The organism is Rhodocyclus gracilis (assembly GCF_009617575.1).
GTDB lineage: Bacteria > Pseudomonadota > Gammaproteobacteria > Burkholderiales > Rhodocyclaceae > Rhodocyclus > Rhodocyclus gracilis.
Genome location: NZ_WIXJ01000004.1, coordinates 38,101 through 63,290, shown reverse-complemented (window position 1 = coordinate 63,290; position 25,190 = coordinate 38,101). Strand labels below are relative to the sequence as shown.

The window sequence follows — 25,190 nt, the reverse complement described above, 5'->3', positions numbered from 1 at the left end:
GCGGAGCGAAAGATGGCATTCCAACAAGGACTCAGTGGGCTCAATGCCTCGTCCATGGCGCTCGACGTGATCGGCAACAACGTCGCCAACTCGAGCACGGTCGGCTTCAAGGCAGCGAACGCACACTTTGCCGACGTCTATGCGAATTCGCTCGGCGGCTCTGGCGCGACGCAGGTCGGTATCGGGACGTCCATCGCCGCCGTGCAGCAGCAATTCACGCAGGGCAATCTCACCTCGACCAGCAATCCGCTCGACATCGCCATCAACGGCAACGGTTTCTTTTGCATGTCGACCGCCAACAGCGCTTTGCCGAGCTATACGCGAAACGGCCAGTTTCACGTCGACAAGATGGGCTACATCATCAACGACCAGAAGCAGCAGCTGATGGGCTTTGCTGCCCTTGCCGATGGCACGGTGCCGGTCGCCGGCACGCTGACGGCGCTGAACATCCCGCCCGGCACCATGGCGCCGCGCTCCACCGATGCCGCCCTCTCCGGCAACATGACGGCCGTGCTCAACCTCGATTCGCGTCAGGGCGTGCCGACGGTGGCGACCTTCGATCCGAGCAATCCGCAGAGCTACAACTATTCGACGCCGCTTACGGTGTACGACACGCTGGGTAACTCGCACGCGATGACCATGTATTTCGCGCGGGCGTCGGCGGGGGGGCCGTGGAATGTGTACGCGACCCTCGACGGCGTCAGCGCAACCACACCGCCTACGGCGGTGGGAACCTTGACCTTCAACTCCTCCGGCGTGCTGACGACGACGCCGACGACGCTGACCATGCCGAGCTGGACGTTGTCGACGGGCGCCGTATCGCCCTGGTCACCGGGGAAGATGGACTTCGCCGGCACGACGCAGTTCGGTTCGACCTTCAGCCGCGATCGCGTCACGCAGGGCGGCTATACCACCGGTTCGCTGACCGGCGTTTCGGTCGCTGCCGACGGCACCGTGCAAGGCAACTACAGCAACAGCCAGACAAAGGGGATCGGCCGCGTTGCCCTGGCCACCTTCCAGAACCCGAATGGTTTGCTGTCGATGGGCAATAACCAGTGGCAGGCGGTCGAAGCCGTGTCCGGCCAGGCCAACATACAGGCGCCGGGCGCCGGCAACAGCGGTTTGCTGCAATCGACGCAGATCGAAGAGTCCAACGTCGATCTGACCAAAGAGCTGGTGAACATGATCACGCAGCAGCGCAATTACCAGGCGAACGCGCAATCGATCAAGACGCAGGACCAGATCATGCAAACGCTGGTCAATCTGCGTTGATTCTTCACTCGAGCACGGCTAAGCACGCGGGAGTCCCATGGATCGCCTGATATACACCGCCATGACCGGCGCCAAGCACGCCTTCCTGCAACAGGCAGGCGTCGCGCACAACCTCGCCAACGTGTCGACGGTCGGTTATCGCTCCATGGAGCACACCTTCCGCGCCGTTCCGGTGTTGGGCGAGGGCATGCCGACGCGCGCCTTTGTCGTCGATGCCTCGGTGGCCGACGACTTCACGCAAGGGCCGCTGATGGCGACGGGCCGTCCGCTCGACGTTGCCGTGCAAGGACCGGGCTGGATCGCCGTCGAAACAGCGAACGGCGGCGAGGCCTACACCCGCGCCGGCAACCTGCAGGTGAACGCCAACGGCCAACTGCAAACGGCATCGGGTCTCAACGTGCTCGGCGATTCCGGCCCCATTACCCTGCCGCCGGACAATCGCGTGACGATCTCGCCCGACGGTACGGTCTCCGCCGTGCCGGTCTTCGGCGTGCCCAACAATGTCACGGCGGTCGGTCGCATCAAGCTCGTCAATCCGCCCGAATCGCAGCTGGTGCGCGGCGACGACGGCCTCTTTCGGCAAAAGAATGGGCAGCCCGCCGACCCCGACGCCAACGTCAAGCTGGCGCCGGGCACGCTCGAGGGCAGCAACGTCAATCCGGTCGACGCCATGGTCAACATGATCAGCCTCGCCCGACAGTTCGAGATGCAGATCAAGATGCTGCAAACGGCCGACTCCGATGCACGCGCCGCGACCCAGCTTCTCACCATCAACCGCTAGTATTTGAGGACGATCCAACCATGATCCGTTCGCTCTGGATCGCCCGTACCGGGCTCGACGCGCAACAGACGCAGATGGACGTTATCGCCAACAACCTGGCGAACGTCAGCACCAACGGTTTCAAGCGTGCGCGCGGCGTCTTCGAAGACCTGCTTTATCAGACGATCCGTCAGCCTGGCGCGCAATCGTCGCAGCAGACACAGATTCCTTCCGGGCTGCAACTGGGTACCGGTGTGCGGCCCGTGTCGACGGCGCGGATTCACACGCAGGGCGCGCCGCAGCAGACCGGTAATGACCTTGACGTCGCCATCGACGGCGCCGGTTTCTTCCAGATCCTGCTACCCGACGGCACCACCGGCTATACGCGCGACGGCTCGTTCCAGCGCGATAACCAGGGGCAGATGGTGACGGCCAACGGCTATCCGGTGCAGCCCACCATCACGATTCCGTCGAACGCCCTGAGTGTCACCATCGGCAAGGACGGCGTCGTCACCATCACGCAGCCCGGCTCGTCGGCGGCGGTACAGGTCGGTTCGCTGCAACTGGCGACCTTCATCAACGTCGGCGGCCTGCAAAGCGTCGGCGAAAACCTCTTTCTGGAAACGGCTTCGAGCGGCACGCCGGCGCCGAATACCCCCGGAACCAACGGTGCGGGCGTACTCAATCAGCGCTACGTCGAGGCGTCGAACGTAAACGTCGCCGAAGAGCTGGTGACGATGATCCAGACGCAGCGCGCCTACGAACTCAACTCAAAAGTGGTGTCGACCTCCGACGCGATGCTGGCGCGGCTGACGCAACTGTAAAGGAGCGAGCATGATCAAGCGGACGGGACTCCTGCTGGCGACACTGACGCTTGCCGCGTGCACGACGGTGCCGCCGACCAACATCCATCAGCCGATGACGGCGCGCCCGGTTTCGCGCGGCGAAATCTATACGGCCAATGGCGGCATCTTCCAGGCGAGTGCCGTGCGTCCGCTGTTCGAAGATCGGCACGCGCGCTACGTCGGCGACACCCTGACGATCAACATCGTCGAAAACACGGCGGCGTCGACCAAGTCGAACACCAACGCCTCGCGTGCGACCAACCTCGCGGCCTCGGCCGGGCCGATTGTCGGCGTTCCCGGCAAGAGCTTCCAGGGCCTGCAGGTCACGGCCAGCGACAGCAACACCTTGGCGGGCAAGGGCGACGCGGCGGCGACGAACGTCTTCTCCGGCGCCATCACGGTGACGGTGATCGAAGTCCTGCCGAACGGAAATCTGCTCGTCTCCGGCGAAAAGCAGGTGTCCATCGGCGAAGGGCAGGAGTACATCCGCCTCTCCGGCGTCATCAATCCGCTCTTCCTGAGCGCTGCCAACGACATAAGCTCGTCGCAGGTCGCCGACGCCCGCATCGAGTACAAACAGCGCGGCGTGATCAGCGAGGCGCAGGTGATGGGCTGGCTGGCACGATTCTTCCTTAATGTTCTACCGTTCTGATCTGGCAATGAACGGGTGCTCAAAATGGCTGGTCTGGCGGTTCGTAGCGGAAAATTCTGGGGTCGGGCGGCAATAATTGCCATCCTCGCCTTGCCTGTGGCAAGCGCGCCGGTGTTCGCCGAGCGTATCAAGGACCTCGCCTCGGTCGAGGGCGTACGCAGCAACCAGCTGATCGGCTACGGTCTCGTTGCCGGTCTCGATGGTAGCGGCGACCAGACGACGCAGACCCCCTTTACCACGCAGAGCATCGTCAACATGCTCGCCCAGCTTGGCATCACCATGCCGGCGGGGCAGGCCCTGCAGCTCAAGAACGTCGCCGCCGCCATGGTGACGGCGAGCTTGCCGGCCTTCGCCAAACCGGGCCAGCAGATCGACGTCACTGTCTCATCCCTCGGTAACGCCAAAAGCCTGCGCGGCGGCACGCTCCTGATGACGCCACTGAAAGGCGCCGACGGCCAGATCTACGCCATGGCGCAGGGCAATATTCTCGTCGGTGGCGCGGGCGCCTCGTCCGGGGCCAGCAAAGTGACGGTGAATCACCTGTCGGCCGGACGCATTGCCGGTGGCGCGACCGTCGAACGCGCGGTGCCGACGCCGCTTGGGCAGGGTCCGTATGTGCACTACGAAATGAGCGATACCGACTTTGGCACGGCGCAGCGCGTGGTCGAGGCGATCAATCGCGAAATGGGACCGGGCACGGCGCAGGCGATCGATGGCCGTGTCGTGCGCGTGCTGGCGCCGGAAAGCCCGGCGGCACGCGTCGCCTTCATGGGCCGCATTGAAAACCTCGACGTCAAGCCGATGAAGCTCGCCGCCCGCGTCATCGTCAATCCGCGTACCGGCTCGGTGGTGATGAATCAGACGGTCACCATCGATGCCTGCGCCGTCGCGCACGGCAACCTCTCGGTGGTGGTCAACAACGAGCAGTCGGTCAGCCAGCCGAATGCGCTCTCGCAAGGTCAGACGACGACGACCAATCAGGCCGATATCCAGATCAAGCAGGATGGCGGCGCCCTGATGAACGTCAAGGCGGGCGTCAATCTCGCCGACATCGTCAAGGCGCTGAACGCGCTCGGCGCCAACCCGCAGGATCTCCTCGCGATTTTGCAGGCGATGAAGGCCGCCGGCGCCCTGCGTGCCGAGCTGGAGGTCATCTGATGGCCCGCCGCCCGCTGCTCGCCACCGAGGCGCCGCGATCATGAAATCCGGCGATCTCGACTCGCAGCGCTTCGTCCTCGACGTGCAGGCGGCGGCGGACCTGCGCGCCAAGCTCAAGCAGAATCCACAGGCGGGCCTCAAGGAAGCGGCGCAGCAGTTCGAGGGCATGCTCCTGCAGATGATGCTCAAGAGCATGCGCGACGCGACGCCGCAGGACGGACTCTTCGATAGCGACCAGTCGCGCTTTTACACGTCGATCCTCGACCAGCAGCTGGCGCAAAACCTTTCCGCCAACGGCAAGCTCGGCTTTGCGCGCCTCATCGAACAGCAGTTGGGGCGCGGCATGAATGCGGCGACGTTGCCGACGAGCGAGACGCCCGGCGCCGCCTCGCTCGACTCTTCGCTGGAATCCTTGCAGCAGGCGCTGCTGTCGCGCCAGGCGGCGAAGGCCGCGGCCAGTGCTGCCACTGTCGCCGGTGCGGCGCTCGGTACGGATGGCGCCGCCAGTGCTGCCGGCGGCAGCAACGACAGCCGCGAATTCGCGCGCCGCGTCTGGCCGTACGCCAAGGCCGCCGCCGATGCCGTGGGCGTGCCGGCGCAGTTCGTCGTCGCCCACGCGGCGCTCGAAAGCGCCTGGGGCAAGAGCGAGATCCGCGCTGCCGACGGTTCGCCCAGCTACAACCTCTTTGGCGTCAAGGCCGGCCGTAGCTGGCAGGGCGCCACGGCCGATGTGCCGACGACCGAGTACGTCAACGGCGTCGCCGAAACGACGCGCGAGAAATTCCGCGTCTATGGCTCCTACGCCGAGGCCTTCCAGGACTACGCCAATCTCTTGCGCGGCAGCGCCCGCTTTGCCGGTGTGCTCGGGCAGCAGGACGGGGCGCGCTTTGCCTCGGCCTTGCAGGCGTCCGGCTACGCCACCGATCCGCAGTATGGCGACAAGCTCGCCCGCGTTATCAACAGCCCGACGCTTCGTCAGGGCGTCAGCGGTTAGGACTACCTCAATATCGCGGCCGCTTGGCCGTTATTGACTCAGATAGCAGAGGGCAATCATGAGCACAGGAATTTTCAGCATCGGTATTTCCGGCATGCAGGCCGCCCAGATCGGCCTGATGACGACCGAGCACAACATTACCAATGCCAAGACCGACGGCTACAACCGGCAGCGCGTGATTCAGGCCAACGCCATTCCGCTGGCGACGGGCTCCGGCTTCATCGGCCAGGGCGTGCAAGTGACGACCATCGAGCGCCTGTACGACGGCTTCCTCTCGCAGCAGGTCTCCAATGCGCAGACCAACGTCAGTCAGCTCAACGCCTATCAGTCGCAGATCAGTGAAATCGACAACATGCTCGCCGATAAAACGGCGGGCCTGTCGCCGGCCTTGCAGAGCTTCTTCACCGGTGTGCAGTCGGTCGCCAGCGACCCGACGCTCGTCTCGTCGCGCCAGTCGATGATTTCGGCGGCGCAAACGCTGGTCGGTCGCTTCCAGACGATCAGTGGCCGGCTGAACGAGTTGTACCAGGGCGTCAACACCAACATCTCCAACACCGTCGCCTCGATCAACTCGTACGCGCAGCAGATCGCCGCCGTCAATCAGCGGATTCTCGTCGCGCAATCGTCGGTATCGCAGCCGCCGAACGACCTCCTTGACCAGCGCGATCAACTCGTCAGCGAGGTCAACAAGCTGATCAAGGTGACGACCGCCACCGACTCCGATGGCTCGATGACCGTCCTCATCGGTAACGGCCAGCAACTGGTGATCGGCAATCAGGCGTCGACCCTGACGGCCGCCGCGTCGAAAGCCGATCCGTCGCGCATCGCCGTCGGTATCGCGACGAACGCGGGCGCCATCGAGTTGCCGGAATCCCTGCTCACCGGTGGCTCCCTCTCCGGCTACCTCACCTTCCGCAGCCAGTCGCTCGACCCTGCCGCCAACGACCTGGGCCGCGTTGCTGCGTCGCTGACGCAGACCTTCAACGCGCAATTCGCGCTCGGCCAGAATCTGCAAGGCAACATCAACGGCGACCCGACCTTTCAGAGCACGCTGTTTGCCGTGTCGTCGCCGAAAGTCGTCGCCAATGCGCTCAATCCGTCGACCAGCCCCAACGTCACCGCCACGCTCTCGCCCGCCTCGAATACCAGTACGACGACGGGCGTTGCCGGCAACTTCTACACCAACCTCACCAACAGCGATTATCGGCTGACCGTCGGCAGCTCCGGTCTGACGCTGACGCGCCTGACCGATAACAAGGCGTGGACCGGTGCCGACGTCACCGCCATCAACAGCGCGCTGTCGAGCGATCCGCAGGGTTTCACTCTCAATGCGGTCACCTTCGCCGCGAGCGATGTCGGCGCCAGCTATCTGATTCAGCCGACCCACGACGCCGCGACCAACATTTCGCTCAACCAGGCGGTGGTCGCCGATACGCGCTTGCTCAACGTCGCGGCGCCGATCCGTACGCTGGCGACGGCGACCAATGCGGGTTCGGCAACGATGTCGAACAGCTTCGTCAGCAGTGGCTATTCGGCTGCTTCCTTGCCCGCAACGCTGACCTACAACTCCGGCAATCTGAGCGGTTTCCCCAACGGCACCGTGACGATTACCAACGGCAACACGACGACCAACTACCCCATCGCCTCGGCTACCGATACCGTCCCATACACCAGCGGGACGACGATCAGCTTCAGCGGCATGAGCTTCCAGATCAGCGGCCAGCCGGCGTCGGGCGACACTTTCAATATTTCCCGAAATACCAACGGTGTCGCCGACAACCGCAACGTCAAGCTTCTCGGCAACCTGCAAACGCAGAACACGATGACCGGAGCGACAGCGACGTATCAGGCGGCGTACTCGCAGATGGTCAGTAACATCGGCAACAAGGCGCAGGAAATCAAGGTGACGGCGGCGGCGCAGCAGACGCTGCTGGAACAGTCGCAGGCGGCGCGCGATTCGTTCTCTGGCGTCAATACGGACGAAGAGGCGGCGAATCTGTTGCGTTATCAGCAAGCCTATCAGGCCTCGGCGAAGGCACTGGATATCGGCAGCAAGCTGTTTGATACCTTGCTGTCCATCACCAACTGACGGAGACGGTCATGCGGATCAGTAGCAGTCAGATCTTCGATGCCGGCGTCGCCGGCATGCAGCGCATTCAGTCGGCGCTGTACAACACGCAGAATCAGCTCGACGCCAACCGGCGCGTGCTGACGCCGTCCGACGATCCGGTGGCCTCGGCGCAGGAACTGATCACGACGCAATCGCAGTCGGTCAATCAGCAGTATCTCGAAAACCAGGGCGACGCCGGTAACCGTCTGGCGCTGGAAGAAGACCGCCTGAGCAGTCTGGTCGATCTCGTGCAGTACATTCGCGAACGCGCCGTCGACGCTGGCAATGCCTCGTATTCCGACAAGCAGCGGGCGAGTATCGCCACCGATTTGCAGCAGCAGCTCGAACAGCTGAAGGGCTTGGCCAACAGTGCCGACGCGCAGGGACTGTATCTCTTCTCCGGCTACCAGGGCTCGACCCAGCCGTTTGTGACGACCGCCAGCGGCACCGTGCAGTACGTCGGTGACGACGGTCAGCGTCAGTTGCAGGTCGGTGCGTCGCGCGACATCTCGATCAGCGATTCGGGGCTCGACGTTTTCGCCCGCATTCGCAATGGCAACGGCACCTTCGTCACTGGCGGCGGCGCTTCGAATACGGGAACGGGCGTCATCGACGCCGGCAGCGTGCTCAACCCGGCGGCGTGGACGGGGCACAGCTACAGCCTGAGTGTCACCTCCGTGAATTCGGCGGTCAGTCCGCCCGTATCGACCTACTCGCTGACGGATACCGACCCGGCGACGGGCGCGTCGACGGTGACGGCGGGCCTCAATTTCACGGCGGGTGCCGCGATCACCCAGATTCCCGGCATCAACTTCTCGATCAAGGGCACGCCGACGGTGGGCGATACGTTTTCGGTCACGCCCAGTACCAGCCAGTCGCTGTTCGCCACCGTGCAGTCCTTGATCAACACGGTCAATACGCCGATCGCCGGCAACACGGCGGCTGGTGCGCAGTTGCAGATCGGCCTGAGCGGCAGCCTCGTCAATCTCGACCAGGCCTTGAGCAACCTTGGCCGCGTGCAAGCGACGGTCGGTTCCCGTCGCTCCGAACTGCAATCGCTGACCGATCTCGGCACCGACGTCAATCTGAACTACACCAAGCGCCTGAACGATCTGGTTGGGCTCGATCAGGTGTCGGCGATTTCCTTGTTCACCCAGCAGCAGATCCAGCTGCAGGCGGCGCAAAAATCCTACGTCCAGATCAGCGGACTGAGCTTGTTCAACTACCTGTGATGCGGCACATGAGGGCTTTTCCTGTCGCCATCCGCCACTCGCTTGCGGCAGCGATCTGCGTCGTCGCTCTCGGTGCCTGCAGCACGATCAGCGGCACCTATCCGCGCAGCACGCCGCTGCTGCCCAATGCTCAGGTGCAGGTGACGCCGAGCACTGCACTTACCTTCGAGCAGGTGGCGAATGCGGCGGCGGTCGCCGGCATCGTCTACGTCGTCTACGATCCGCTGGCGCCGAACTGGACGATTCGCGAGCAGGCGCTCGATGCGCAGAACTACGTGCTCTCCCTGCGCGCGAAGAGTTTCCGCATTGGCGGCGATGGCGAGGCAGCGCAGATTTTCCGTCGCCGCGCGCAGCTGTTGCAGCGCGAGAAGGCGTATTCGGGCTACCGTATCCTCGACTACGCGGAAGGCATCGAGTCGAGTACGCCGTTTACGCACCGCACCGCCGAGGGAATCATCCAGCTGGTGGGCTACGAAGCGCCGTCGACACCCGCCCTTGTCCCGGCGGCGGTGGCCGTACCGGTGCCTCTTCAGGCGCCGGCCGGTACGAAGTAGCCCAGCATCGAGCGCATCCCGAATTCGAACAGCGCTTGCAGCGGGCCGGCCATGTAGGAGAGGCCGATAATCAGCATGCCGAAGCCCAGCGACAGGGTGATCGGAAAGCCCACGGCAAATAGGTTCAGCTGCGGCGCGGCGCGCGTCAGCACGCCGAGGGCGATGTTGGTGATGAGCAGGGCGACGATGATCGGCAGCGCCAGCATCAGGCCGCTACTGAAGACGACCATCCCCGAGTTGGCGATGTTCAGCCACGAGCCGACGCCGGGCAGGGCTTGCGCGATGGGCAGCACGGTGAAGCTCTGCGTCAGCGTCGCCAGCACGAGCAGATGGCCGTTGATCGACATGAAGACGAGTATCGCCAGCAGACTGAGGAACTCGGAGAGGACGGGCGTTTGTCCTGCGCTTTGCGGGTCGAACGAAGTGGCGAAGCCCAGACCCATCTGCATGCTGATCAGGTTGCCCGCCATGTCGACAGCAGCGAAGGTGACGCGCAAGGCGAAACCCATGGCGTAGCCGATGAGCAGTTGCTCGGCAAGAATCCACAAGCCGGTGCCTGAGGCCGGATCGATGGGAGGAATCTTCGGCAATGCCGGCGCGATGGCGAGCGTGATGGCAATCGCCAGTACGATACGCACCCGACGCGTCAGCGCCTTGTTGTTGAAGGGTGGCGCCGCCGCCATGAGCGCCAGAACGCGCGCCAACGGGAAGAAAAACGCGACGATCCAGGCGTTCAGTTCGGCAGTGGTGAAACTGATCATCGCGCCCTCAGCCGATGATTTGCGGAATGCTCTCGAAGAGTCGTCGCATGTAGTCGACCACCATCTCGATCATCCACGGCCCGGCGAAGATGAGTGTGACGAATGTCGCGACCAGTTTCGGAATGAACGACAGCGTTGCTTCGTTGATCTGCGTCGCCGCCTGAAAAACGCTGACGATCAGACCAACGACGAGTGCCGCCAGCAGCAGCGGCGCCGAGACGACGAGCGCCACCTGAATCGCCTGGCGGCCGATGTCCATGACGATTTCGGGCGTCATTGGTTGAAGCTCTGCACGAGGGAGCCGAGCACCAGATGCCAGCCGTCGACGAGGACAAAGAGCATCAGCTTGAACGGCAGGGCGACCATGACCGGCGACATCATCATCATCCCCATCGACATCAGCACGCTGGCGACCACCATGTCGATGACGAGGAAGGGGATGAAGATCAGGAAGCCGATCTGAAAGGCGGTCTTCAATTCGCTGGTGACAAAAGCCGGGATCAGCACGCGCATGGGTACGTCGTCCGGCTTTTCGAACTTCGGCATGTTCGCCATGTTGGCGAAGAGGCCGATGTCGTTTTCACGCGTCTGCTTGAGCATGAAGCCACGCACCGGTACTGCCGCACGATCCAGTGCCTGGTTGAAGGTGATCTGGTTTTCCGAGAGCGGCTGGTAGGCGTCTGTATAGACCTTGTCCAGTACCGGCGACATGACGAAAAAGGTCAGGAACAGCGAGAGTCCGACCAGTACCTGATTCGGCGGCGCCGTCTGCGTGCCGATGGCCTGACGCAGCAGCGAGAGGACGATGATGATGCGGGTGAAGCTCGTCATCATCAGCAGCGCTGCGGGAATGAAGGTCAGCGCCGTCAGCGTCAGCAGCGTCTGGATGGTCAGCGTGTAGTTCTGTCCGCCGCCGGGCGCCGGGGTGCTGGTGAAGGCCGGCAGACCACCCGCTGCCGGTGCGGCCGCTGCCGCCAGAGGCAGCAGCAGTGCGCTCAGGGCGAGCGCGCGTGGCAGGTGCTGCGAGACAAGGGACTGACGGCAGCGGGGGATCGGGACGGCGAAGGAGTTCATGGCTTGCGACCGATCATCTGGGCGAGGCGGCTGGCGAAATCGGTGGAGGAGTTGGCGTCGGCGGGGAGTTCGCCGCGCGGCAGGGTGTGCAGCGTACGCATCTGTCCCGGCGCCATGCCGACGACGATCCAGGTGTCGGCGACTTCAAGCACGACAACGCGCTCGCGGGTGCCGAGCATCATTCCGCCGACAAGGCGCACCGGGCCGTTGCCGCCGATTCCCCGGCCGCCGTTGAACCGGCGCAGGACATAGGCGACGAGAAACAGCAGGGCGATGACGACGGCCAGACCGAGGATGGTCTGCACGATGGCAAGGGTGGGAACGCCGGGGGAAGCGGCTGCAACGGCATTCGCGGCAGTCGCCGGGTCGGCGAGCGCGGGCCGGGTCAGCAGGACACCGCACAGCGCGGGGGCGAAAGCAGCGAAACGAGTAAGGGAGCGCAAAGTATCGGCCGTGGTTGAGGCAGCACGCCGGACGCGCGCCACGGCCGTTATCTTAATGGAAGGCGGGGGGCGCGGAAACCTCAGCGACCGAGTTTGCGCATGCGTTCCGAGGGCGTGATGATGTCCGTCAGGCGAATGCCGAACTTGTCATTGACGACGACGACTTCGCCTTGTGCGATCAAGGTGCCGTTGACCAGCACGTTCATCGGCTCGCCGGCCAGTGCGTCGAGTTCGACGACCGAGCCGTGCGCGAGCTGGAGGAGGTTGCGGATGGTGATCTTTGTGCGGCCAAGCTCGACGGTGAGCTGGACGGGGATGTCCAGAATCATGTCGAGTTCGCCCATCATCGAGCCCTTGCCGACCGGCTCGCCAAAGGCCGGGAAAATCTGTGCCGCGCTCGCCGTTGCCTCGGTCGACGCCTGTTCGGCCATGGCGGCGGCCCAGTCGTCTTCGGCCGCAGTCGCTGCGGCGCTGGCGGCCGCTTGCTCGTCGGGGGAGGCAGCGTCGGTGGGGATGTTTTCGTTATTTTCAGGCATGACTTTCTCCGTGCGGCGGCTCTGGCTCGGCGGCGATGAAACGTTCCACCTTCAAGGCGTATTGCCCCCCTTGCTGACCATAGCGGCATTCCATCAGGGCGACGCCATCGACTTCGCCGATGATCTTCTCCGGGATCGTCACCGGAATGATGTCGCCGGCCTTCATATTCAGGATTTCTCGCAGCGTGACCGTTTTTTGGGTCAGGCTGGCCGACAGGTCGACCTCGGCGTCCTTGAGCTGGCGGCGCAGCATGACGACCCAGCGGCGGTCAGTCGATAGCTGATCGCTTTGCATCGCGCTGTACAGCAGGTCGCGGATGGGCTCGATCATCGAGTAGGGGAAGCAGATGTGCATTTCTGCCGTCGCGCCACTGAATTCGAGGGTAAAGGTGGTCGAGACAACAATTTCGGAAGGGGTGGCGATATTGGCAAACTGCGAGTTCATCTCCGAACGGATGTACTCGAAGCTGATGTCGTAAACCGGTTTCCAGGAGCGCTCGTATTCGTGGAAGACCACGCCCAGCAGGCCCTGGATGATGCGTTGCTCGGTCGGTGTGAAGTCGCGCCCTTCCACCCGCGTGTGGAAACGTCCGTCGCCGCCAAACATGTTGTCGACGACGAGAAAGACGAGATTCGGGTCGAACACGAACAGGCTCGTGCCGCGCAGTGGTTTGGCGACGACGAGATTGAGATTGGTCGGGACGACGAGATTGCGGATGAACTCGCTGTACTTCTGCACGCGGATCGGGCCGACCGATACCTCGGCATTGCGATGCATGTAGTTGAACAGACCGATGCGCAGGTAACGCGCGAAGCGCTCGTTGATCAACTCCAGCGTCGGCATGCGGCCGCGGACGATGCGTTCCTGCGTGCCGAGGTTGTAGGTACGTGCGCCGCTACCCTGCTCTGTTGCGGCATCAGCCTCGTCCGTTTCTCCGGTGACGCCCTTGAGCAGGGCGTCTACCTCGTCCTGGGAGAGAAATTCGGAGGACATGACGCGTGTTTACTGAACGATGAACGACGTAAACAGCACTTCTCTCACCGGCCCATAGCCGGGCTTGGCGGAGGGATCCAGCACCAGATTCATCTGATCGCGAATCTCGACGGCGAGCTTTTCCTTGCCCTCCTTGGGCAGGATTTCGGAGGCCTTCTTGTCGGAAAGCAGCAGCATGACCTTGTTGCGCAACTTCGGCGTCTGCGCTTTCACCTCTTCGGCCGTCTGTTCGTCGGGGGTGTCGACCGAGATGATCAGTTGCAGGTACTGATCGCCCTGTTCGGGGACGAGATTGACGGTAAATGCCTCAAACGGCACAAAAACCGGCGGCGTTTCTTTACCGGCTTTTTTCTTCTTGACGGGCTTGGCGTCTTCGGTCGCAACTTCATCGTCGCCTTCGTCTCCGCTCTTGTGCAGAACGAAGAAGGCGCCCGCGCCGCCTGCCACCAAGAGGACAACAACCGCGATAATGATGATCAGCAGCTTCTTGCTCTTCTTGGGCGCTGCGGCGCCGTCGGCGGATTTGTCTTCCTTTGTCGCCATTCAGCGAGTCTCCAATGATCTGTGATGCGCGTTCAATGCTCAGGCAAATGTGTCGACCAGCCCGCTCCCGCTGGTCGTTGCAGTGCGCCGGACCGGGGCGAGTGAATCGGACGCAAGTATAGCTTTATCGTCAGACCACCGGGTTGTCGTGCTTGCGGCCTGCTCTTGCGGATTCTGCTTCTGGAACGATTCGCTGCTGACGTTGGCCTGTCCGAGTTCGATGCCGGCGCCTGCCAGCATTTCGCGCAGTTTGGGCAGGGCGTTTTCGATGGCGTCGCGGACTTCTGCGTGCGGCGAGACGAAAACGGCGGTTGCGCCATCTTTACTCAAGTTTAACGATACCTCTATCGGCCCCATTTGCGGCGGGTTGAGGGTCAGTTGTGCGCTTTGTTTGTCATTGCCCGCGAGCCAGACGATTTTCTGCGCAAAATCATTCCCCCAGGCGCGTTCGCGCAGGGGCGTGGCGACGGTCGTCGTGGTGTCGTTGGTGACGGCGTTCTGGTGCGTCGCGCCGTGGTTGGCGGCGACATTCGTCAGGCCCTGCGTTTCGTTGCCGGCGGTCTTGCTGGCGAGCGGTTCGCCCAGCGGCTTGTCGAGCACGGAGGCGGCAAGTTTTGCCGCTTCGGCATCGCTGCCTTTTCCGTTATCGGCCGACGCGGCAAGTCCGGCGAGGGCACTGCCGTCGCGTCCATTGGCGCCCGTTGCCGGCGTCTTGTCATCCTTCAAGGCGGCGCCCAGGGCGCTCGTCGTGCTATCGGTAAGCCCGCCTTTGGCGTTTGAGGTGCCCGCGTTCAGCGTCGGCGCGTTGGCGTTCGTCTTGACGACGTCTGGCGTCACGAGGCCGAGCGTCGCCAGAAGCTGACTGTTGTCGGTGACGTCTCTGGCGCTCAAATCCTGAGGATCGTCGCTCTTATCCGTCTTTTTGGCGTCGCCGCCGCTGCTGACGTTTCCGGTCAAGGCGGCGATGCTGGCGCCGAGACCGGCACCGCTCCCCAGTTGCGTGAGCAGGGCGGCGAAGCTGCCGCCATCGCCGTTGGCCGCGAGGTCGACGGCGGCGCCATCGCTGGCGGTGGCACCGGCAACGACCGGCGTGCTGAGGTTGGCGGCGCTGAGGACAGTAATGCTCATGATAGGTCCCGAAGTGGCATTGCTGCCTACTAAGCAAGCCTTGTTCCAGCGGTGACAAGCTCTTGCATGAACGTGCATCAGGAGCGCTTTTCAGCGCCCGGGAGGCGGCACGATGGAGCGCAGGAGAGTGCTGCCGTGTGCACGGGAGGCGGCACGGGATGCGCTGCCTGCTAATCGCTGGCGCGGTCCCTGGTGCGGGCGGCGAATTCGTCGAGCAGTTTTTGTTCGCGCCGCCCTTCGATGATTGACTCGCTGGCGCGGTGGCGTTGCGAGAGGGTATCGAGCGCCTTGAGTTTGGCGCGTTGCTCGCGATAGTGGGCCTGGCCGGCGGCGGTGCGCTGCTGCTGTACGCCGAGGGCGATGCCTTGTTGACTGATGGCTTCGTCGATACGGCCGATGAAATCCTGAAAATTCGCCCAGGCTGCCGGGCTCAGGCCGTTGCCTGCCGCTTGCTGAAAGCGCGCCGCGTAGTCGTCGCGATACTGTTGCAGCAGCGCGAGCTTGTTGCGGGCGTCGCTTTCGTTGGCGATCAGCTGGCCGAGACGGCGCGTCGCTTCGTCCGTGCGCGTCTGCATCAGCTCAAGAACGGGTTGCAGGGAAAAGGGACGTGTCATGGACCCGCCTGTTCGGTTTGCCTACGGTGAATCCCCATAGTAGCTGTCGTCTGCGCCGCGCGCCGATGTTATGCGTTGCCGTCGAAAAGCGCGGACAGATCGGCGGCGCTCTCGGCGAAATCGCAGCGTTGGCTGAGGTTTTGTTGCAGGTAGCGTTCCAGTTTGGGCTGGAAGGCGATGGCCTGGTCGAGCAGCATGTCCGAGCCGGCGACATAGGCGCCGACGCTGATCAGGTCGCGCGAGCGCTGAAAGCGCGAGTAGAGCTGCTTGAAACGGCGGATTCGTTCGAAATGCGCCGGCTCGATCAGGTTGACCATCGCCCGCGAAATCGACTGTTCGATGTCAATTGCCGGGTAGTGGCCGGCGTCGGCGAGCAGTCGTGAGAGGACGATGTGTCCGTCGAGAATGGCGCGCGCCGAGTCGGCGATCGGATCCTGCTGGTCGTCGCCTTCGGCGAGGACGGTGTAGAAGGCGGTGATCGAGCCGCCACCGTCAAGGCCGTTGCCGGCGCGTTCGACGAGTTGCGGCAGCCGCGCGAACACCGACGGCGGATAGCCGCGAGTCACCGGCGGCTCGCCGATGGCGAGGGCGATTTCGCGTTGCGCCATGGCGTAACGGGTGAGCGAATCCATGATGAGCAGGACTTGCAACCCCTGATCGCGGAAGTGCTCGGCAATCGCCGTCGCGTAAGCGGCGCCCTGCAGGCGCATCAGCGGGCTGACGTCAGCCGGGGCGGCGACAACGACGGCTCGGCGCCGCCCCTCTTCGCCGAGGTTCTGCTCGATGAACTCCTTCACTTCGCGGCCACGTTCGCCGATCAGGCCGACGACGATGACGTCTGCCGAGGTGTAGCGCGCCATCATGCCGAGCAGGACGCTCTTGCCGACGCCGGAGCCGGCGAAAAGCCCCATGCGCTGTCCGCGCCCCACCGTCAGCAGGCCATTGATGGCGCGGACGCCGACATCGAGCACCTGCGTGATCGTCGCCCGCATCATCGGATTGATGGGGCGGCTTTGCAGCGGATGGAAGGTGTCGACGTGCAGTGGTCCGAGTTGGTCGAGTGGCCGGCCGGCGCCATCCACCACGCGTCCGAGCAGGGCATTGCCGACCGGCAGCATCTTTGCCCGATCGATGGCACGGCGGCGGAAGTTGCGCGCATGACCCACTCGCGGCAGGAGCGGCGGCGGTTCCAGTGGGACGACGCGGGCGCCGGGTGAGAGACCATAGACGTCTTCGGCCGGCATGAGGAAGAGCTTTTCGCCGTTGAAGCCGACGATCTCGGCCTCAACGGCCGCGCCGGTGGCCGGGACGATCCGGCACGAGCTGCCCAGCGGCAGCTTCAGGCCCGCCGCTTCCATGACAAGCCCGTTGATGCGGGTGAGATGTCCGCTGGCGAGCAAGGGCGCTGACTGACGGGCCGCCTCGCCGCATTGCGCGAGGTAGTCGCGCAGTTTGTCGATATGCGCATTGCTCGCCGGAGCGTCGCGTTCCACTGACGGCGCGGTGTCCGGCGCTTCTGCCGGGGGCGTTGTGCTGTCGCTGTTTGGGTGTGTCGGGGCACCGAGCGACTCTGGGGCGTCGGTCGGTAATGTTTCTGTCTCGTTCGCGGAGATCGAGATTTCCTCGTGCGTATCGCTGGTAAGTTCGGGGGCGATTTCAGGCGTCAGTTCGCTCGCGAGTTCGGTCGCGGGAGCGGACGTCGGAGCGGACGTCGGAGCGGACGTCGGAGAGTCGTCGACGCGCGCGTCGCCCAGGGGCGGAGAGGAGTCGGTCATGGCCGCGAATCCGCGAATTCTCAGCGCGGCGGCGCCAACCAGTCGCCGCTGCCGCCGATCGACTCGATGACGCGGCGCCAGCGCTTTTGCAGGGTGGCGTCGACTTCGCTGGCGCCGATTTCGACGCGGCAGCCGCCCGCTTCGATCGTCGCGTCTTCCATTAGCCGCCAGCCGCCGTGTTCGAGCGTGTCGGCAAGGTGTTCGCGCACCAGCACACTGTCGGCTGGATTCAGGAAGAGTACCGGCTTGCCGTTATGCGTTGGCAGCGTCGCCATGGCTTCGCGAACCACCGGCAGGAGCAGTTCAGGCTGGATGCGCAGACTCTGGCGCAGCACCTCGCCGGCCAGATCGACGGCCAGTGTGAGCAGCGGGGCGGCGAGGTTTTCCTCGGTCGCCGCCAGCGCTTCCTTCAATGTGGACAAGGCGGATGCCAGACGCGCGGAGTGTTCGCGACCCTCGGCGATGCCGGCTGCGTAGCCTTCCTCGCGCCCGGCCGCGAGGCCAGCGGCATGGCCGGCTGCGTAACCGCTTTCCTGTGCCTCGGCGTGCAGGCGCTCGATCTCTTCAGCCGTCGGCAGTTGTAGCCCGGAGTCACTGACGAGTTCGCCGTCCTGCGCGGGGTCGCCGGTGGGGTCGTCGCCCGCCGGGGCGGCGTCGGGGAGGGGAGGCGCGGGTTCCGTGCCGGGCTCGGGGGCGTCGAAGTCGGCGAGTTCCCAGCGTTGGTAGGCGGTGAGTTTTCCGCGAGGGGTGAAGCCACTCATGCCGGCTTAGACCATTTCCTCGCCACCCTTGCCGCCGAGAACAATCTGGCCTTCGTCGGCAAGGCGGCGGACGATCTTGAGGATTTCCTTCTGCTCGGCTTCGACTTCGGAGAGGCGAACCGGGCCGCGCGCTTCGAGGTCTTCGCGCAGCATTTCGGCGGCACGCTGCGACATGTTTTTGAAGATTTTTTCGCGCAGTTCTTCCGAGGCGCCCTTCATGGCGAGGATCAGCGAGTCGGACTGGATTTCGCGCAGCAGCAGCTGGATGCCGCGGTCGTCGACGTCCATCAGGTTTTCGAAGACGAACATCTCGTCGATGATTTTCTGCGCGAGGTCCGGGTCGTATTCGCGGACGGCGTCGACCACCGTCGTTTCGTTGGCGGTCCCCATGAAGTTGAGGATTTCGGCGACGGTGCGTACACCACCCATCGCCGCTTTCTTGATGTTGGCCGAGCCGGAGAGCAGGCGCAGCATCACCTCGTTCAGCTCCCGCAGGGCTTCCGGCTGCACGCCTTCCAGCGTGGCGATGCGCAGGATGGTGTCGTTGCGCAGGCGTTCCGTGAAGAGGTTGAGGATTTCGCTCGCCTGATCGCGGTCGAGGTGCACGAGAATCGTCGCGATGATCTGCGGGTGCTCGTTGCGGATCAGGTCGGCGACGGTTTGCGCGTCCATCCACTTCAGGCCTTCGATGCCGTTGGTGTCGCCGCCTTGCAGAATACGCGAAATGAGGTTCGATGCCTTGTCGTCACCGAGCGCTTTGGTGAGGATCGAGCGGATGTAGGCGTCGGTGTCGACGTGCACCGAGGACGCTTCGCCCGCGATGCGGTGGAACTCTTCGAGGACGGCTTCGACACGCGCACGCGGCACCGATTTCATGCCGGCCATGGCATGACCGAGCCGCTGGACCTCTTTCGGGGCCAGATGCTTGAGTACTTCGGCGGCATTGTCCTCGCCGAGGGCGATCAGCAGGATCGCGCTCTTTTCAATTCCTTCATCACCCGCCATTCACGCCCGCCCAATCCTTGATGATGTTGGCGACGACCTTCGGATCGCGCTGTGCCAGCTCGCGCGCCTCGTCGATCTTCTTTTGGAGCATTTCGGCCGCGCTCGGTTCCAGCGGCTCCTCGTCGCCGGCGATGATGTCGATGCCGTCGATCTTGCCCAGCTCGTCCTCCGGCGGCGGGGGCGGCGGGAACATCGTCTTGACGAGGGGGCGCACAACGCCGAGCAGCAGATAGGCGATGATCGCGGCGATTGCCACCCAGGTCAGCACGTCCTTGCCCAGCGAGACCACTTCCGGGTCTTTCCATAGCGGAATGTCGTTGTCGGCTTTTTCCACCGGCGTGAAGGGCGCGTTCGCTACCGACAGCGAATCGCCGCGTTCCTGCGTGTAGCCCATGGCTTCGCGCACGAGGTCGTTGATCTGGCGCAGTTCGGCATCGGTCAGCGGCCGCGTGGTCGGCTTGCCGTCCTTGCCGACATCCTTGCGGTTGTTGACCACGACGGCGGCGGAGAGGCGTTTGACGACGCCGATCGATTGCTTGGTGTGGCGAATGGTGCGGTCAACTTCGTAGTTGATGGTCGCATCCTTGCGTGTCGAGATCGGCTGTCCGGCGTTATAGATCGGTGCCTGCACGCCAGCGGCGTTGACCTGCCCCGGCGCCTGTTGTCCGGGGGGCACGGTAGCGGCGGCACCGCCCGCGCCGGGAACGGCAGGCACGGTCAGCGGCGCGGTCGCCGGAACCGGTGGCTGGTTGGTCAAAGCGCCCGGTACGCCTTGCGGTGTCGGATTGACGCTCGCCGTTTCGCTCGTCTGCTGGCTGCGGATGGTGATGTCCGGCGGCGTCGTGTTCGGCCGGTTGGTTTCTGCCGTCTGTTCGGATTGCGAAAAGTCGATGTCGGCGGCGACCTGCACGCGCGCGTTTTCCTTGCCCACGATGGGCGCAAGGATGTCTTCGATGCGCTTGATGACGCTCGCTTCGATTTCCTGCACGTACTTGATCTGCGTTGGATCAAGCCCGGCTTCGAGTAGCTTGCTCTTCAGCTGCGAAATCATGGCGCCGCTCTGGTCGAGCAGGGTGACGCTGGCGGGTGCCAGTTGCGGCACGCTCGCCGCGACCAGATTCTGGATGCCGGCAATCTGCGCCGGCTCAAGCGCCCGGCCCGGATAGAGATTGAGCAGTACCGATGCCGAGGGTTTTTGTTCTTCGCGGACGAAAACCGATGGCTTGGGAATCGCCAGATGCACGCGCGCCGCCTGGACGGCGGCAATCGACTGGATGGTCTTGCCGAGCTCGCCTTCGAGCGCCCGCTGGTAATTGACTTGTTCGGCGAACTGGCTGGTGCCGAATTTCTGATTTTCCATCAGCTCGAAACCGACGCCGCCCCCCTTTGGCAGGCCTTGCGTCGCCAGGCGCAAGCGCACTTCATGCACTTTTTCGCCGGGCACGAGAATGGCGCTGCCACCTTCGTTGAAGCGGTAGGGAACGTTGAGCTGCTCGAGCGCCGCAATGATGGCACCGCCATCGCGCTCGGAAATATTGGAGAAAAGCACCCGATAGTCGGGCTTCTTCATCCAGAACGCGGTCGTCACCAGCAGCGCGACGATGGTAGCGAGCGTCACCGCCAGCAGGATCTTTTGTGCGTTGGTCAGGCGGGCAAACGCCTCACGCAGGCGGTCGAGCTGGACGCTCAGTTGTCCGGGGTTTGCGTTGTCGCCGGCAGTGCTGTCGGTGGTCGCTGCCATGGATCGGTTTGAGAGAAAACCCTGAGATTAATCAAGAGAGAAGCGAAAGACGCTGAGAATTATTCTACTATTGTATCTGCTAAAGCACAGGATTCTCCTACGAATGAGCGAAGCGGCGCAAAACCAGCCAACCCCGGCGCCCGATGGCAAGGCGCAGGAACTGCAACGCGCCTTCGATGTGTTCAATCAGGTGTCGCTCGAACTCGCGCAAGCCTATGCCGGCTTGCAGGCGAAGGTGGAGTCTTTGACGGCAGAACTCGCCACCGCCAATGGCGAGTTGCGGCGCCAGTATCAGGAGAAGGAGGCGCTATCGGAACGCCTCTCGCTGTTGCTGGCGGCGTTGCCCGCCGGGGTGGTCGTTCTCGACGCGGCTGGCTGTGTCGAGGAAGCCAATCCCGCGGCAGGGGCGATGCTCGGTGAGTCGCTGCCTGGTGCCGATTGGTCGCAGCTGGCGCAGTCGCACCTGGCGCCGACCGAGGCGCCCGACGAATGGCAGCTGGCGGCACGGCGCGTTGCGATTGCAGAAAGCGCTCTCGATTCAGCGGGCGGGCGTCTTTTGCTGATCAACGACGTGACGGTGGCGCACCGTCTGAAAACCGATCTTGAGCGCAATCAGCGCCTGGCGGCGATGGGCGAGATGGCGGCCTCCCTGGCGCATCAGCTGCGCACGCCACTGGCGACTGCGCTGCTCTACAGCGCCAATCTCGGCCAGCCGGGGCTTGCTGAAGCGGCGCGCGTGCGCTTTGCCGACAAGGCGACGGCTCAGTTGCGCCGTTTGGAGCGCCTGATTCAGGACGTTCTGTTGTTTGCCCGAGGTGAAAGCATCGGTCGCGAACTCATCGTCGCCAGTCAGTGGCTGGCCGAGGCGGCGCAGACGCTGGAACCCTTGTGCGCGGAAAAGGGCGTGACGCTGTCGGTGCTGATCGAAACCGGCGACTCTATAATCATGGGCGGACGCAAGGCGCTCGACGGCGCCTTGCTGAATTTGCTGGAAAACGCCTTGCAGGTGTGTGAACCAGGCGGGCAGGTGTCGCTCTCGGCGAGCGTTGCCGAGCGCCGTTTGCGTGTCGGGGTGCGCGATACCGGGCCGGGAATTGCTCCCGAAGTGCAGTCGCGCATTTTCGAGCCGTTCTTTACCACGCGCGGACAGGGAACCGGGCTTGGCCTGGCCATTGCGCTAGGTGTCGTGCGCGCGCATGCGGGAACGCTGTCCGTGCGTTCGGCCCTGGGCGCCGGTTCGGAATTTCTGATGGACTTGCCCGCCGGCGAAGTGGCCGGCTCGGATGTGGATGCCTCATGACTCACGGATTGCCGATTCTCGTCGTTGAAGACGATGCCAACCTGCGCGAAGCGGTGTGCGACACGCTCGAACTCGCCGGCGTGCGCGTACTTGCCGCCGATGGTGGCGCGTCGGCATTGCAGCTGCTGGCAGCGCAGCCGGTGTCGCTGGTAGTGAGCGATGTGCGCATGATGCCGATGGACGGCATCACGCTGCTCAAGGAGATTCGCAGCCATTTTCCGCATCTGCCGGTGGTGCTGATGACCGCCTTTGCCGATGTGGACCGCGCTGTCGAGGCGATGCGCTCCGGGGCGTGCGATTTCCTGCTCAAGCCCTTCGAGCCGAAAGCCCTGCTCGAACACGTCGCGCGCTACCGTCTGCCGGAGGCGGTCGATGACGGGCGCGTCATCGCCGAGGACAGCGCCAGCCGCAATCTTTTCGCCTTGGCGGCACGCGTTGCGCAGAGCGATGCGACGGTCCTGCTGACGGGCGAGAGCGGTGTCGGCAAGGAAGTGGTGGCGCGCTACATCCATCAGCACTCGGCTCGTCGCGACGGCCCCTTCGTCGCCATCAACTGCGCGGCGATCCCTGACAGTCTGCTGGAAGCGACGCTCTTCGGTTACGAAAAGGGCGCGTTTACCGGGGCGCAGACGGCGCAGGCCGGCAAGTTCGAGCAGGCGCAGGACGGAACCCTGCTGCTCGACGAAGTCACGGAAATGCCGCTCGGCTTGCAGGCCAAATTGTTGCGCGTATTGCAGGAACGCGAAGTCGAACGTGTCGGCGGCAAGCGGCCGGTGAGTCTCAATATCCGCATCGTCGCTACGTCCAACCGCGATATGGCGGACGCCGTGGCGCGTGGTGCCTTCCGTGAAGACCTCTTTTATCGGTTAAACGTTTTTCCCCTGCTGATTCCGGCTTTGCGTCAGCGACCGGAGGATATCGTGCCTCTGGCGCGACGCTTCCTCGCCGAGAACGGCGGTCGCAGCGGTCGTCCGGGCGTTTGCCTGAGTCCGCAGGCCGAAGCGGCCTTGCGGGCCCATCCGTGGCCCGGCAATGTGCGCGAGCTGGAGAACGTCATGCAGCGCGCACTCATCCTCAGCGCTGGCGATGTCGTCGACGCCGATACGCTGGCGTTGATGTCGACAGGTGTGTCGCTCACCGTCGGTGCGACGCCGGCCCCGCGAGTGATGCCGCCGGCGTCGGCGGCGTTTGCCCCGGCCGCCTCGCCTTCGCCGGAAGCGCCGGCAGAGATCGGGGGCGCAGTCGCCGCGCCCGCGAGCGGAGTGCCCGCCTCGTCATCAGTTAAAACGGATAACATGCGCGAGCGCGAGCGCACGCACATTCTGGAAACCTTGGCCGCCGTTGGCGGTTCGCGCCGGCTCGCCGGCGAACGTCTGGGCATGTCGGAACGCACCTTGCGTCACAAGCTCAAGCAGTATCGTGAAGCCGGGCTCTTTGACGGTTAAGTGAGGTTTTTGCCTGGCGCACTTGTTGCATCAGGTTTGGCATCAGCGCAGGGAGATGCAGATGGATAGCAAGGGTATCGATCAGATGTTGAACATCATGCGGAGCGTGTCGACGCAGGCGGCGGGCCGTTCTGCCGATGCTGGCGGTACGTCGGCGTCGTCCGGCGGCACGGTCGACTTCGCGCAGGTGTTGCAAAGCTCGATTGCGCAGGTGAACCAGACGCAGCAAAAAGCCGAAGACATGGCGGCAAATTTTGCCGGCGGCGATAGCGACGGCAATTTGCAGGATGTGATGATCGCCCTGCAAAAAGCGAATATCTCGTTCCAGGAGATGATTCAGGTGCGCAACAAACTCGTTTCGGCCTATCAGGATGTGATGAACATCCAGGTGTGATGCCGGGGTCAGGCGCTTCACGGCAGTGAGATGCGCCGTGACTTGCTGAGACATGGACTGAACGCTAGAAAGTACTGCTTCGAACGGCGCCGCAAGGCGCCGTTTTCATTGCCCTGCGCGCGCGGGGGGGCAATGGAGCCTTCGCAGAAGGCGGGGGAAATGCAGCCGTAGGGGCAGCCGCAGGGCCGCAAAACTCGGGGGCGACGACCGGTTGAGACGCAGTATCGCCGCTCGTCGCAGCGTTCAGCTCATGCCGCTGAGGCGCGCCTTGCGCTCACGCTCGATGCGCGTGATGTAGCGCTGCACCATGCTCATGCGGCTGCCGGGCAGGTCGATGAACTCGCAACCCAGACGAACGTACTGCGAGCCCGTCCGTGTCGTGACGTCGAAGGCATTGCGCACGCCCAGGCTGGCGGTGAGGATGCCTTCGTCCGGCAAGGTCATGCGGCAATCGGCTAACACCTCGCCGACCGGGAACAGGTCGCGCTGCGTCGGCGTGAGCATCAGACCGACGCCGCCGGCGCTGATGTCGATGAGCGGCAGATCGATCGTCATCGCCGTGCCGTCGGGGCGACGCATGGGAATGTGGCACTTCACCGGATTGGCGACCGGCGTCGATAGACGGAAATACTCGCGTCGTTGCAGGCGCAGCACGTCTTCGGGCAGTTCGCCGCGGAAAGCCGGACGACCTTCGAACTGCGTGGCTTTCAGTCCTTTCAGCTTGAACTGGACTTTGACGCGGTCAATAGCGGTGATGAAAATCAGCTTGTTGGCTGCCAGCGCCTTGCGATTGACCTCATCGTCGCTGGCGATGTCAAAAATGATGCCATCGTTGTCGGGCGTCAGCGAGAGGATGGTCGTCAGCAGGAAGGACTGCCCTTGGTCAAAATAGACCGTGATCATCGCGGTCTTCTGGATCAGCGAGCGCAGGACAAACAAGATCTCTGAGCGAGAACGTAGAAGGAAACGACTGTAATCGTTCGACTGTTCAAGTTCAAAGCGGGGGGCAGGTTGTTCGGGGGCGTCCGGAACATCCGTCTCTGCCATTTTCTGATCCTATCTTCTGCTGAGTGCGGGCGATTCTAAAGGAAAAGCCCCT

At 63.7% G+C, this 25,190-nt stretch carries 26 protein-coding genes; 12 read left to right on the top strand and 14 right to left on the bottom strand.

The window, feature by feature from the left end; all coding sequences use genetic code 11:
• The first annotated feature begins 12 nt into the window (after window positions 1–12).
• The 9 genes from flgE to GHK24_RS07430 are packed head-to-tail and all read left to right on the top strand — an operon-like array spanning window position 13 to window position 9,577.
• A complete protein-coding gene (gene flgE, locus GHK24_RS07470) occupies window positions 13–1,272 on the top strand; it encodes a flagellar hook protein FlgE (protein WP_153471473.1) in 1,260 nt (419 codons plus the stop codon).
• A 37-nt stretch (window positions 1,273–1,309) separates the two neighbouring features.
• A complete protein-coding gene (flgF, locus tag GHK24_RS07465) occupies window positions 1,310–2,053 on the top strand; it encodes a flagellar basal-body rod protein FlgF (protein WP_153471470.1) in 744 nt (247 codons plus the stop codon).
• A gap of 20 nt (window positions 2,054–2,073) precedes the next feature.
• Window positions 2,074–2,856, top strand: a complete 783-nt coding sequence (gene flgG, locus GHK24_RS07460; protein WP_153471467.1) for a flagellar basal-body rod protein FlgG — start codon at window positions 2,074–2,076, stop codon at window positions 2,854–2,856.
• A 10-nt stretch (window positions 2,857–2,866) separates the two neighbouring features.
• Window positions 2,867–3,529, top strand: coding sequence for a flagellar basal body L-ring protein FlgH (locus tag GHK24_RS07455; protein WP_153471464.1), 663 nt, complete (start codon window positions 2,867–2,869; stop codon window positions 3,527–3,529).
• Between the two features lie 24 nt (window positions 3,530–3,553).
• Window positions 3,554–4,687: a flagellar basal body P-ring protein FlgI gene (locus GHK24_RS07450; RefSeq protein WP_153471461.1), complete on the top strand. Its 1,134-nt coding sequence runs from the start codon at window positions 3,554–3,556 to the stop codon at window positions 4,685–4,687.
• 40 nt (window positions 4,688–4,727) lie between these two features.
• A complete protein-coding gene (gene flgJ / locus GHK24_RS07445; RefSeq protein WP_153471458.1) occupies window positions 4,728–5,681 on the top strand; it encodes a flagellar assembly peptidoglycan hydrolase FlgJ in 954 nt (317 codons plus the stop codon).
• Between the two features lie 58 nt (window positions 5,682–5,739).
• Entirely contained in the window at window positions 5,740–7,770 is a 2,031-nt protein-coding gene (gene flgK, locus GHK24_RS07440) for a flagellar hook-associated protein FlgK (RefSeq protein WP_153471455.1), read from the top strand.
• An 11-nt stretch (window positions 7,771–7,781) separates the two neighbouring features.
• On the top strand, window positions 7,782–9,023 hold the full coding sequence (gene flgL / locus GHK24_RS07435) for a flagellar hook-associated protein FlgL (RefSeq protein ID WP_153471452.1): 1,242 nt from the start codon (window positions 7,782–7,784) through the stop codon (window positions 9,021–9,023).
• An 8-nt stretch (window positions 9,024–9,031) separates the two neighbouring features.
• Complete coding sequence (locus GHK24_RS07430) at window positions 9,032–9,577, top strand: hypothetical protein (RefSeq protein ID WP_153471449.1); 546 nt, start codon at window positions 9,032–9,034, stop codon at window positions 9,575–9,577.
• On the opposite strand, the gene fliR is transcribed toward GHK24_RS07430, so the two are convergent.
• From fliR to fliF, 13 genes are all read right to left on the bottom strand, one after another.
• A complete protein-coding gene (gene fliR, locus GHK24_RS07425) occupies window positions 9,553–10,338 on the bottom strand; it encodes a flagellar biosynthetic protein FliR (protein ID WP_153471447.1) in 786 nt (261 codons plus the stop codon). The two genes, GHK24_RS07430 and fliR, sit on opposite strands and share 25 nt — an antisense overlap.
• 7 nt (window positions 10,339–10,345) lie before the next feature.
• Window positions 10,346–10,615, bottom strand: coding sequence for a flagellar biosynthesis protein FliQ (fliQ, locus tag GHK24_RS07420; RefSeq protein WP_153471444.1), 270 nt, complete (start codon window positions 10,613–10,615; stop codon window positions 10,346–10,348).
• Entirely contained in the window at window positions 10,612–11,412 is an 801-nt protein-coding gene (gene fliP / locus GHK24_RS07415) for a flagellar type III secretion system pore protein FliP (protein WP_153471441.1), read from the bottom strand. The genes fliQ and fliP overlap by 4 nt, the downstream gene beginning before the upstream one ends.
• Complete coding sequence (gene fliO, locus GHK24_RS07410) at window positions 11,409–11,855, bottom strand: flagellar biosynthetic protein FliO (protein WP_209022600.1); 447 nt, start codon at window positions 11,853–11,855, stop codon at window positions 11,409–11,411. Before fliO ends, fliP begins: the two co-directional genes overlap by 4 nt.
• A gap of 80 nt (window positions 11,856–11,935) precedes the next feature.
• Complete coding sequence (gene fliN / locus GHK24_RS07405) at window positions 11,936–12,391, bottom strand: flagellar motor switch protein FliN (RefSeq protein ID WP_153471438.1); 456 nt, start codon at window positions 12,389–12,391, stop codon at window positions 11,936–11,938.
• A complete protein-coding gene (gene fliM / locus GHK24_RS07400; RefSeq protein WP_153471434.1) occupies window positions 12,384–13,385 on the bottom strand; it encodes a flagellar motor switch protein FliM in 1,002 nt (333 codons plus the stop codon). The genes fliN and fliM overlap by 8 nt, the downstream gene beginning before the upstream one ends.
• 9 nt (window positions 13,386–13,394) lie before the next feature.
• Window positions 13,395–13,928, bottom strand: a complete 534-nt coding sequence (locus GHK24_RS07395) for a flagellar basal body-associated FliL family protein (RefSeq protein ID WP_153471431.1) — start codon at window positions 13,926–13,928, stop codon at window positions 13,395–13,397.
• 39 nt (window positions 13,929–13,967) lie between these two features.
• A complete protein-coding gene (locus tag GHK24_RS07390) occupies window positions 13,968–15,056 on the bottom strand; it encodes a flagellar hook-length control protein FliK (RefSeq protein WP_194286397.1) in 1,089 nt (362 codons plus the stop codon).
• Between the two features lie 170 nt (window positions 15,057–15,226).
• Window positions 15,227–15,670 carry a flagellar export protein FliJ gene (gene fliJ / locus GHK24_RS07385; RefSeq protein WP_153471425.1) on the bottom strand — a complete coding sequence of 148 codons (444 nt, stop codon included), beginning with the start codon at window positions 15,668–15,670 and terminating at the stop codon, window positions 15,227–15,229.
• Window positions 15,671–15,738: 68 nt separating this feature from the next.
• Window positions 15,739–17,445 (bottom strand): flagellar protein export ATPase FliI, encoded by a 1,707-nt coding sequence (gene fliI, locus GHK24_RS07380; RefSeq protein ID WP_228384601.1) that lies wholly within the window; start codon window positions 17,443–17,445, stop codon window positions 15,739–15,741.
• A gap of 20 nt (window positions 17,446–17,465) precedes the next feature.
• Window positions 17,466–18,206 (bottom strand): flagellar assembly protein FliH, encoded by a 741-nt coding sequence (gene fliH, locus GHK24_RS07375; protein WP_153471423.1) that lies wholly within the window; start codon window positions 18,204–18,206, stop codon window positions 17,466–17,468.
• Between the two features lie 6 nt (window positions 18,207–18,212).
• The gene (gene fliG, locus GHK24_RS07370) at window positions 18,213–19,211 is read right to left on the bottom strand and encodes a flagellar motor switch protein FliG (RefSeq protein WP_153471420.1); all 999 of its coding nucleotides are present in this window, start codon (window positions 19,209–19,211) and stop codon (window positions 18,213–18,215) included.
• The gene (gene fliF / locus GHK24_RS07365; protein ID WP_153471417.1) at window positions 19,201–20,952 is read right to left on the bottom strand and encodes a flagellar basal-body MS-ring/collar protein FliF; all 1,752 of its coding nucleotides are present in this window, start codon (window positions 20,950–20,952) and stop codon (window positions 19,201–19,203) included. Before fliF ends, fliG begins: the two co-directional genes overlap by 11 nt.
• Window positions 20,953–21,055: 103 nt before the next feature.
• On the opposite strand from fliF, the gene GHK24_RS07360 reads away from it, so the two are divergent.
• From GHK24_RS07360 to fliE, 3 genes are all read left to right on the top strand, one after another.
• Entirely contained in the window at window positions 21,056–22,252 is a 1,197-nt protein-coding gene (locus GHK24_RS07360; protein ID WP_153471414.1) for a sensor histidine kinase, read from the top strand.
• Window positions 22,249–23,697 carry a sigma-54-dependent transcriptional regulator gene (locus GHK24_RS07355; RefSeq protein ID WP_153471411.1) on the top strand — a complete coding sequence of 483 codons (1,449 nt, stop codon included), beginning with the start codon at window positions 22,249–22,251 and terminating at the stop codon, window positions 23,695–23,697. Before GHK24_RS07360 ends, GHK24_RS07355 begins: the two co-directional genes overlap by 4 nt.
• A gap of 61 nt (window positions 23,698–23,758) precedes the next feature.
• Entirely contained in the window at window positions 23,759–24,091 is a 333-nt protein-coding gene (gene fliE, locus GHK24_RS07350) for a flagellar hook-basal body complex protein FliE (protein ID WP_153471408.1), read from the top strand.
• Between the two features lie 243 nt (window positions 24,092–24,334).
• Here fliE and GHK24_RS07345 read toward each other — a convergent pair whose 3' ends face one another.
• Window positions 24,335–25,138: a flagellar brake protein gene (locus GHK24_RS07345; RefSeq protein WP_153471405.1), complete on the bottom strand. Its 804-nt coding sequence runs from the start codon at window positions 25,136–25,138 to the stop codon at window positions 24,335–24,337.
• Window positions 25,139–25,190: the final 52 nt, after the last annotated feature.

Coding starts and splice junctions, on each gene's coding strand:
- GHK24_RS07450 (WP_153471461.1), top strand. CDS start 3,554: ATGGCTGGTCTGGCGGTTCGTAGCGGAAAATTCTGGGGTCGGGCGGCA.
- GHK24_RS07455 (WP_153471464.1), top strand. CDS start 2,867: ATGATCAAGCGGACGGGACTCCTGCTGGCGACACTGACGCTTGCCGCG.
- flgJ (WP_153471458.1), top strand. CDS start 4,728: ATGAAATCCGGCGATCTCGACTCGCAGCGCTTCGTCCTCGACGTGCAG.
- GHK24_RS07355 (WP_153471411.1), top strand. CDS start 22,249: ATGACTCACGGATTGCCGATTCTCGTCGTTGAAGACGATGCCAACCTG.
- flgE (WP_153471473.1), top strand. CDS start 13: ATGGCATTCCAACAAGGACTCAGTGGGCTCAATGCCTCGTCCATGGCG.
- fliP (WP_153471441.1), bottom strand. CDS start 11,412: ATGAACTCCTTCGCCGTCCCGATCCCCCGCTGCCGTCAGTCCCTTGTC.
- GHK24_RS07430 (WP_153471449.1), top strand. CDS start 9,032: ATGAGGGCTTTTCCTGTCGCCATCCGCCACTCGCTTGCGGCAGCGATC.
- GHK24_RS07345 (WP_153471405.1), bottom strand. CDS start 25,138: ATGGCAGAGACGGATGTTCCGGACGCCCCCGAACAACCTGCCCCCCGC.
- GHK24_RS07390 (WP_194286397.1), bottom strand. CDS start 15,056: ATGAGCATTACTGTCCTCAGCGCCGCCAACCTCAGCACGCCGGTCGTT.
- fliE (WP_153471408.1), top strand. CDS start 23,759: ATGGATAGCAAGGGTATCGATCAGATGTTGAACATCATGCGGAGCGTG.
- fliR (WP_153471447.1), bottom strand. CDS start 10,338: ATGATCAGTTTCACCACTGCCGAACTGAACGCCTGGATCGTCGCGTTT.
- fliJ (WP_153471425.1), bottom strand. CDS start 15,670: ATGACACGTCCCTTTTCCCTGCAACCCGTTCTTGAGCTGATGCAGACG.
- flgL (WP_153471452.1), top strand. CDS start 7,782: ATGCGGATCAGTAGCAGTCAGATCTTCGATGCCGGCGTCGCCGGCATG.
- fliM (WP_153471434.1), bottom strand. CDS start 13,385: ATGTCCTCCGAATTTCTCTCCCAGGACGAGGTAGACGCCCTGCTCAAG.
- fliQ (WP_153471444.1), bottom strand. CDS start 10,615: ATGACGCCCGAAATCGTCATGGACATCGGCCGCCAGGCGATTCAGGTG.
- GHK24_RS07360 (WP_153471414.1), top strand. CDS start 21,056: ATGAGCGAAGCGGCGCAAAACCAGCCAACCCCGGCGCCCGATGGCAAG.
- flgF (WP_153471470.1), top strand. CDS start 1,310: ATGGATCGCCTGATATACACCGCCATGACCGGCGCCAAGCACGCCTTC.
- fliF (WP_153471417.1), bottom strand. CDS start 20,952: ATGGCAGCGACCACCGACAGCACTGCCGGCGACAACGCAAACCCCGGA.
- flgG (WP_153471467.1), top strand. CDS start 2,074: ATGATCCGTTCGCTCTGGATCGCCCGTACCGGGCTCGACGCGCAACAG.
- fliN (WP_153471438.1), bottom strand. CDS start 12,391: ATGCCTGAAAATAACGAAAACATCCCCACCGACGCTGCCTCCCCCGAC.
- fliG (WP_153471420.1), bottom strand. CDS start 19,211: ATGGCGGGTGATGAAGGAATTGAAAAGAGCGCGATCCTGCTGATCGCC.
- fliH (WP_153471423.1), bottom strand. CDS start 18,206: ATGAGTGGCTTCACCCCTCGCGGAAAACTCACCGCCTACCAACGCTGG.
- fliI (WP_228384601.1), bottom strand. CDS start 17,445: ATGACCGACTCCTCTCCGCCCCTGGGCGACGCGCGCGTCGACGACTCT.
- flgK (WP_153471455.1), top strand. CDS start 5,740: ATGAGCACAGGAATTTTCAGCATCGGTATTTCCGGCATGCAGGCCGCC.
- GHK24_RS07395 (WP_153471431.1), bottom strand. CDS start 13,928: ATGGCGACAAAGGAAGACAAATCCGCCGACGGCGCCGCAGCGCCCAAG.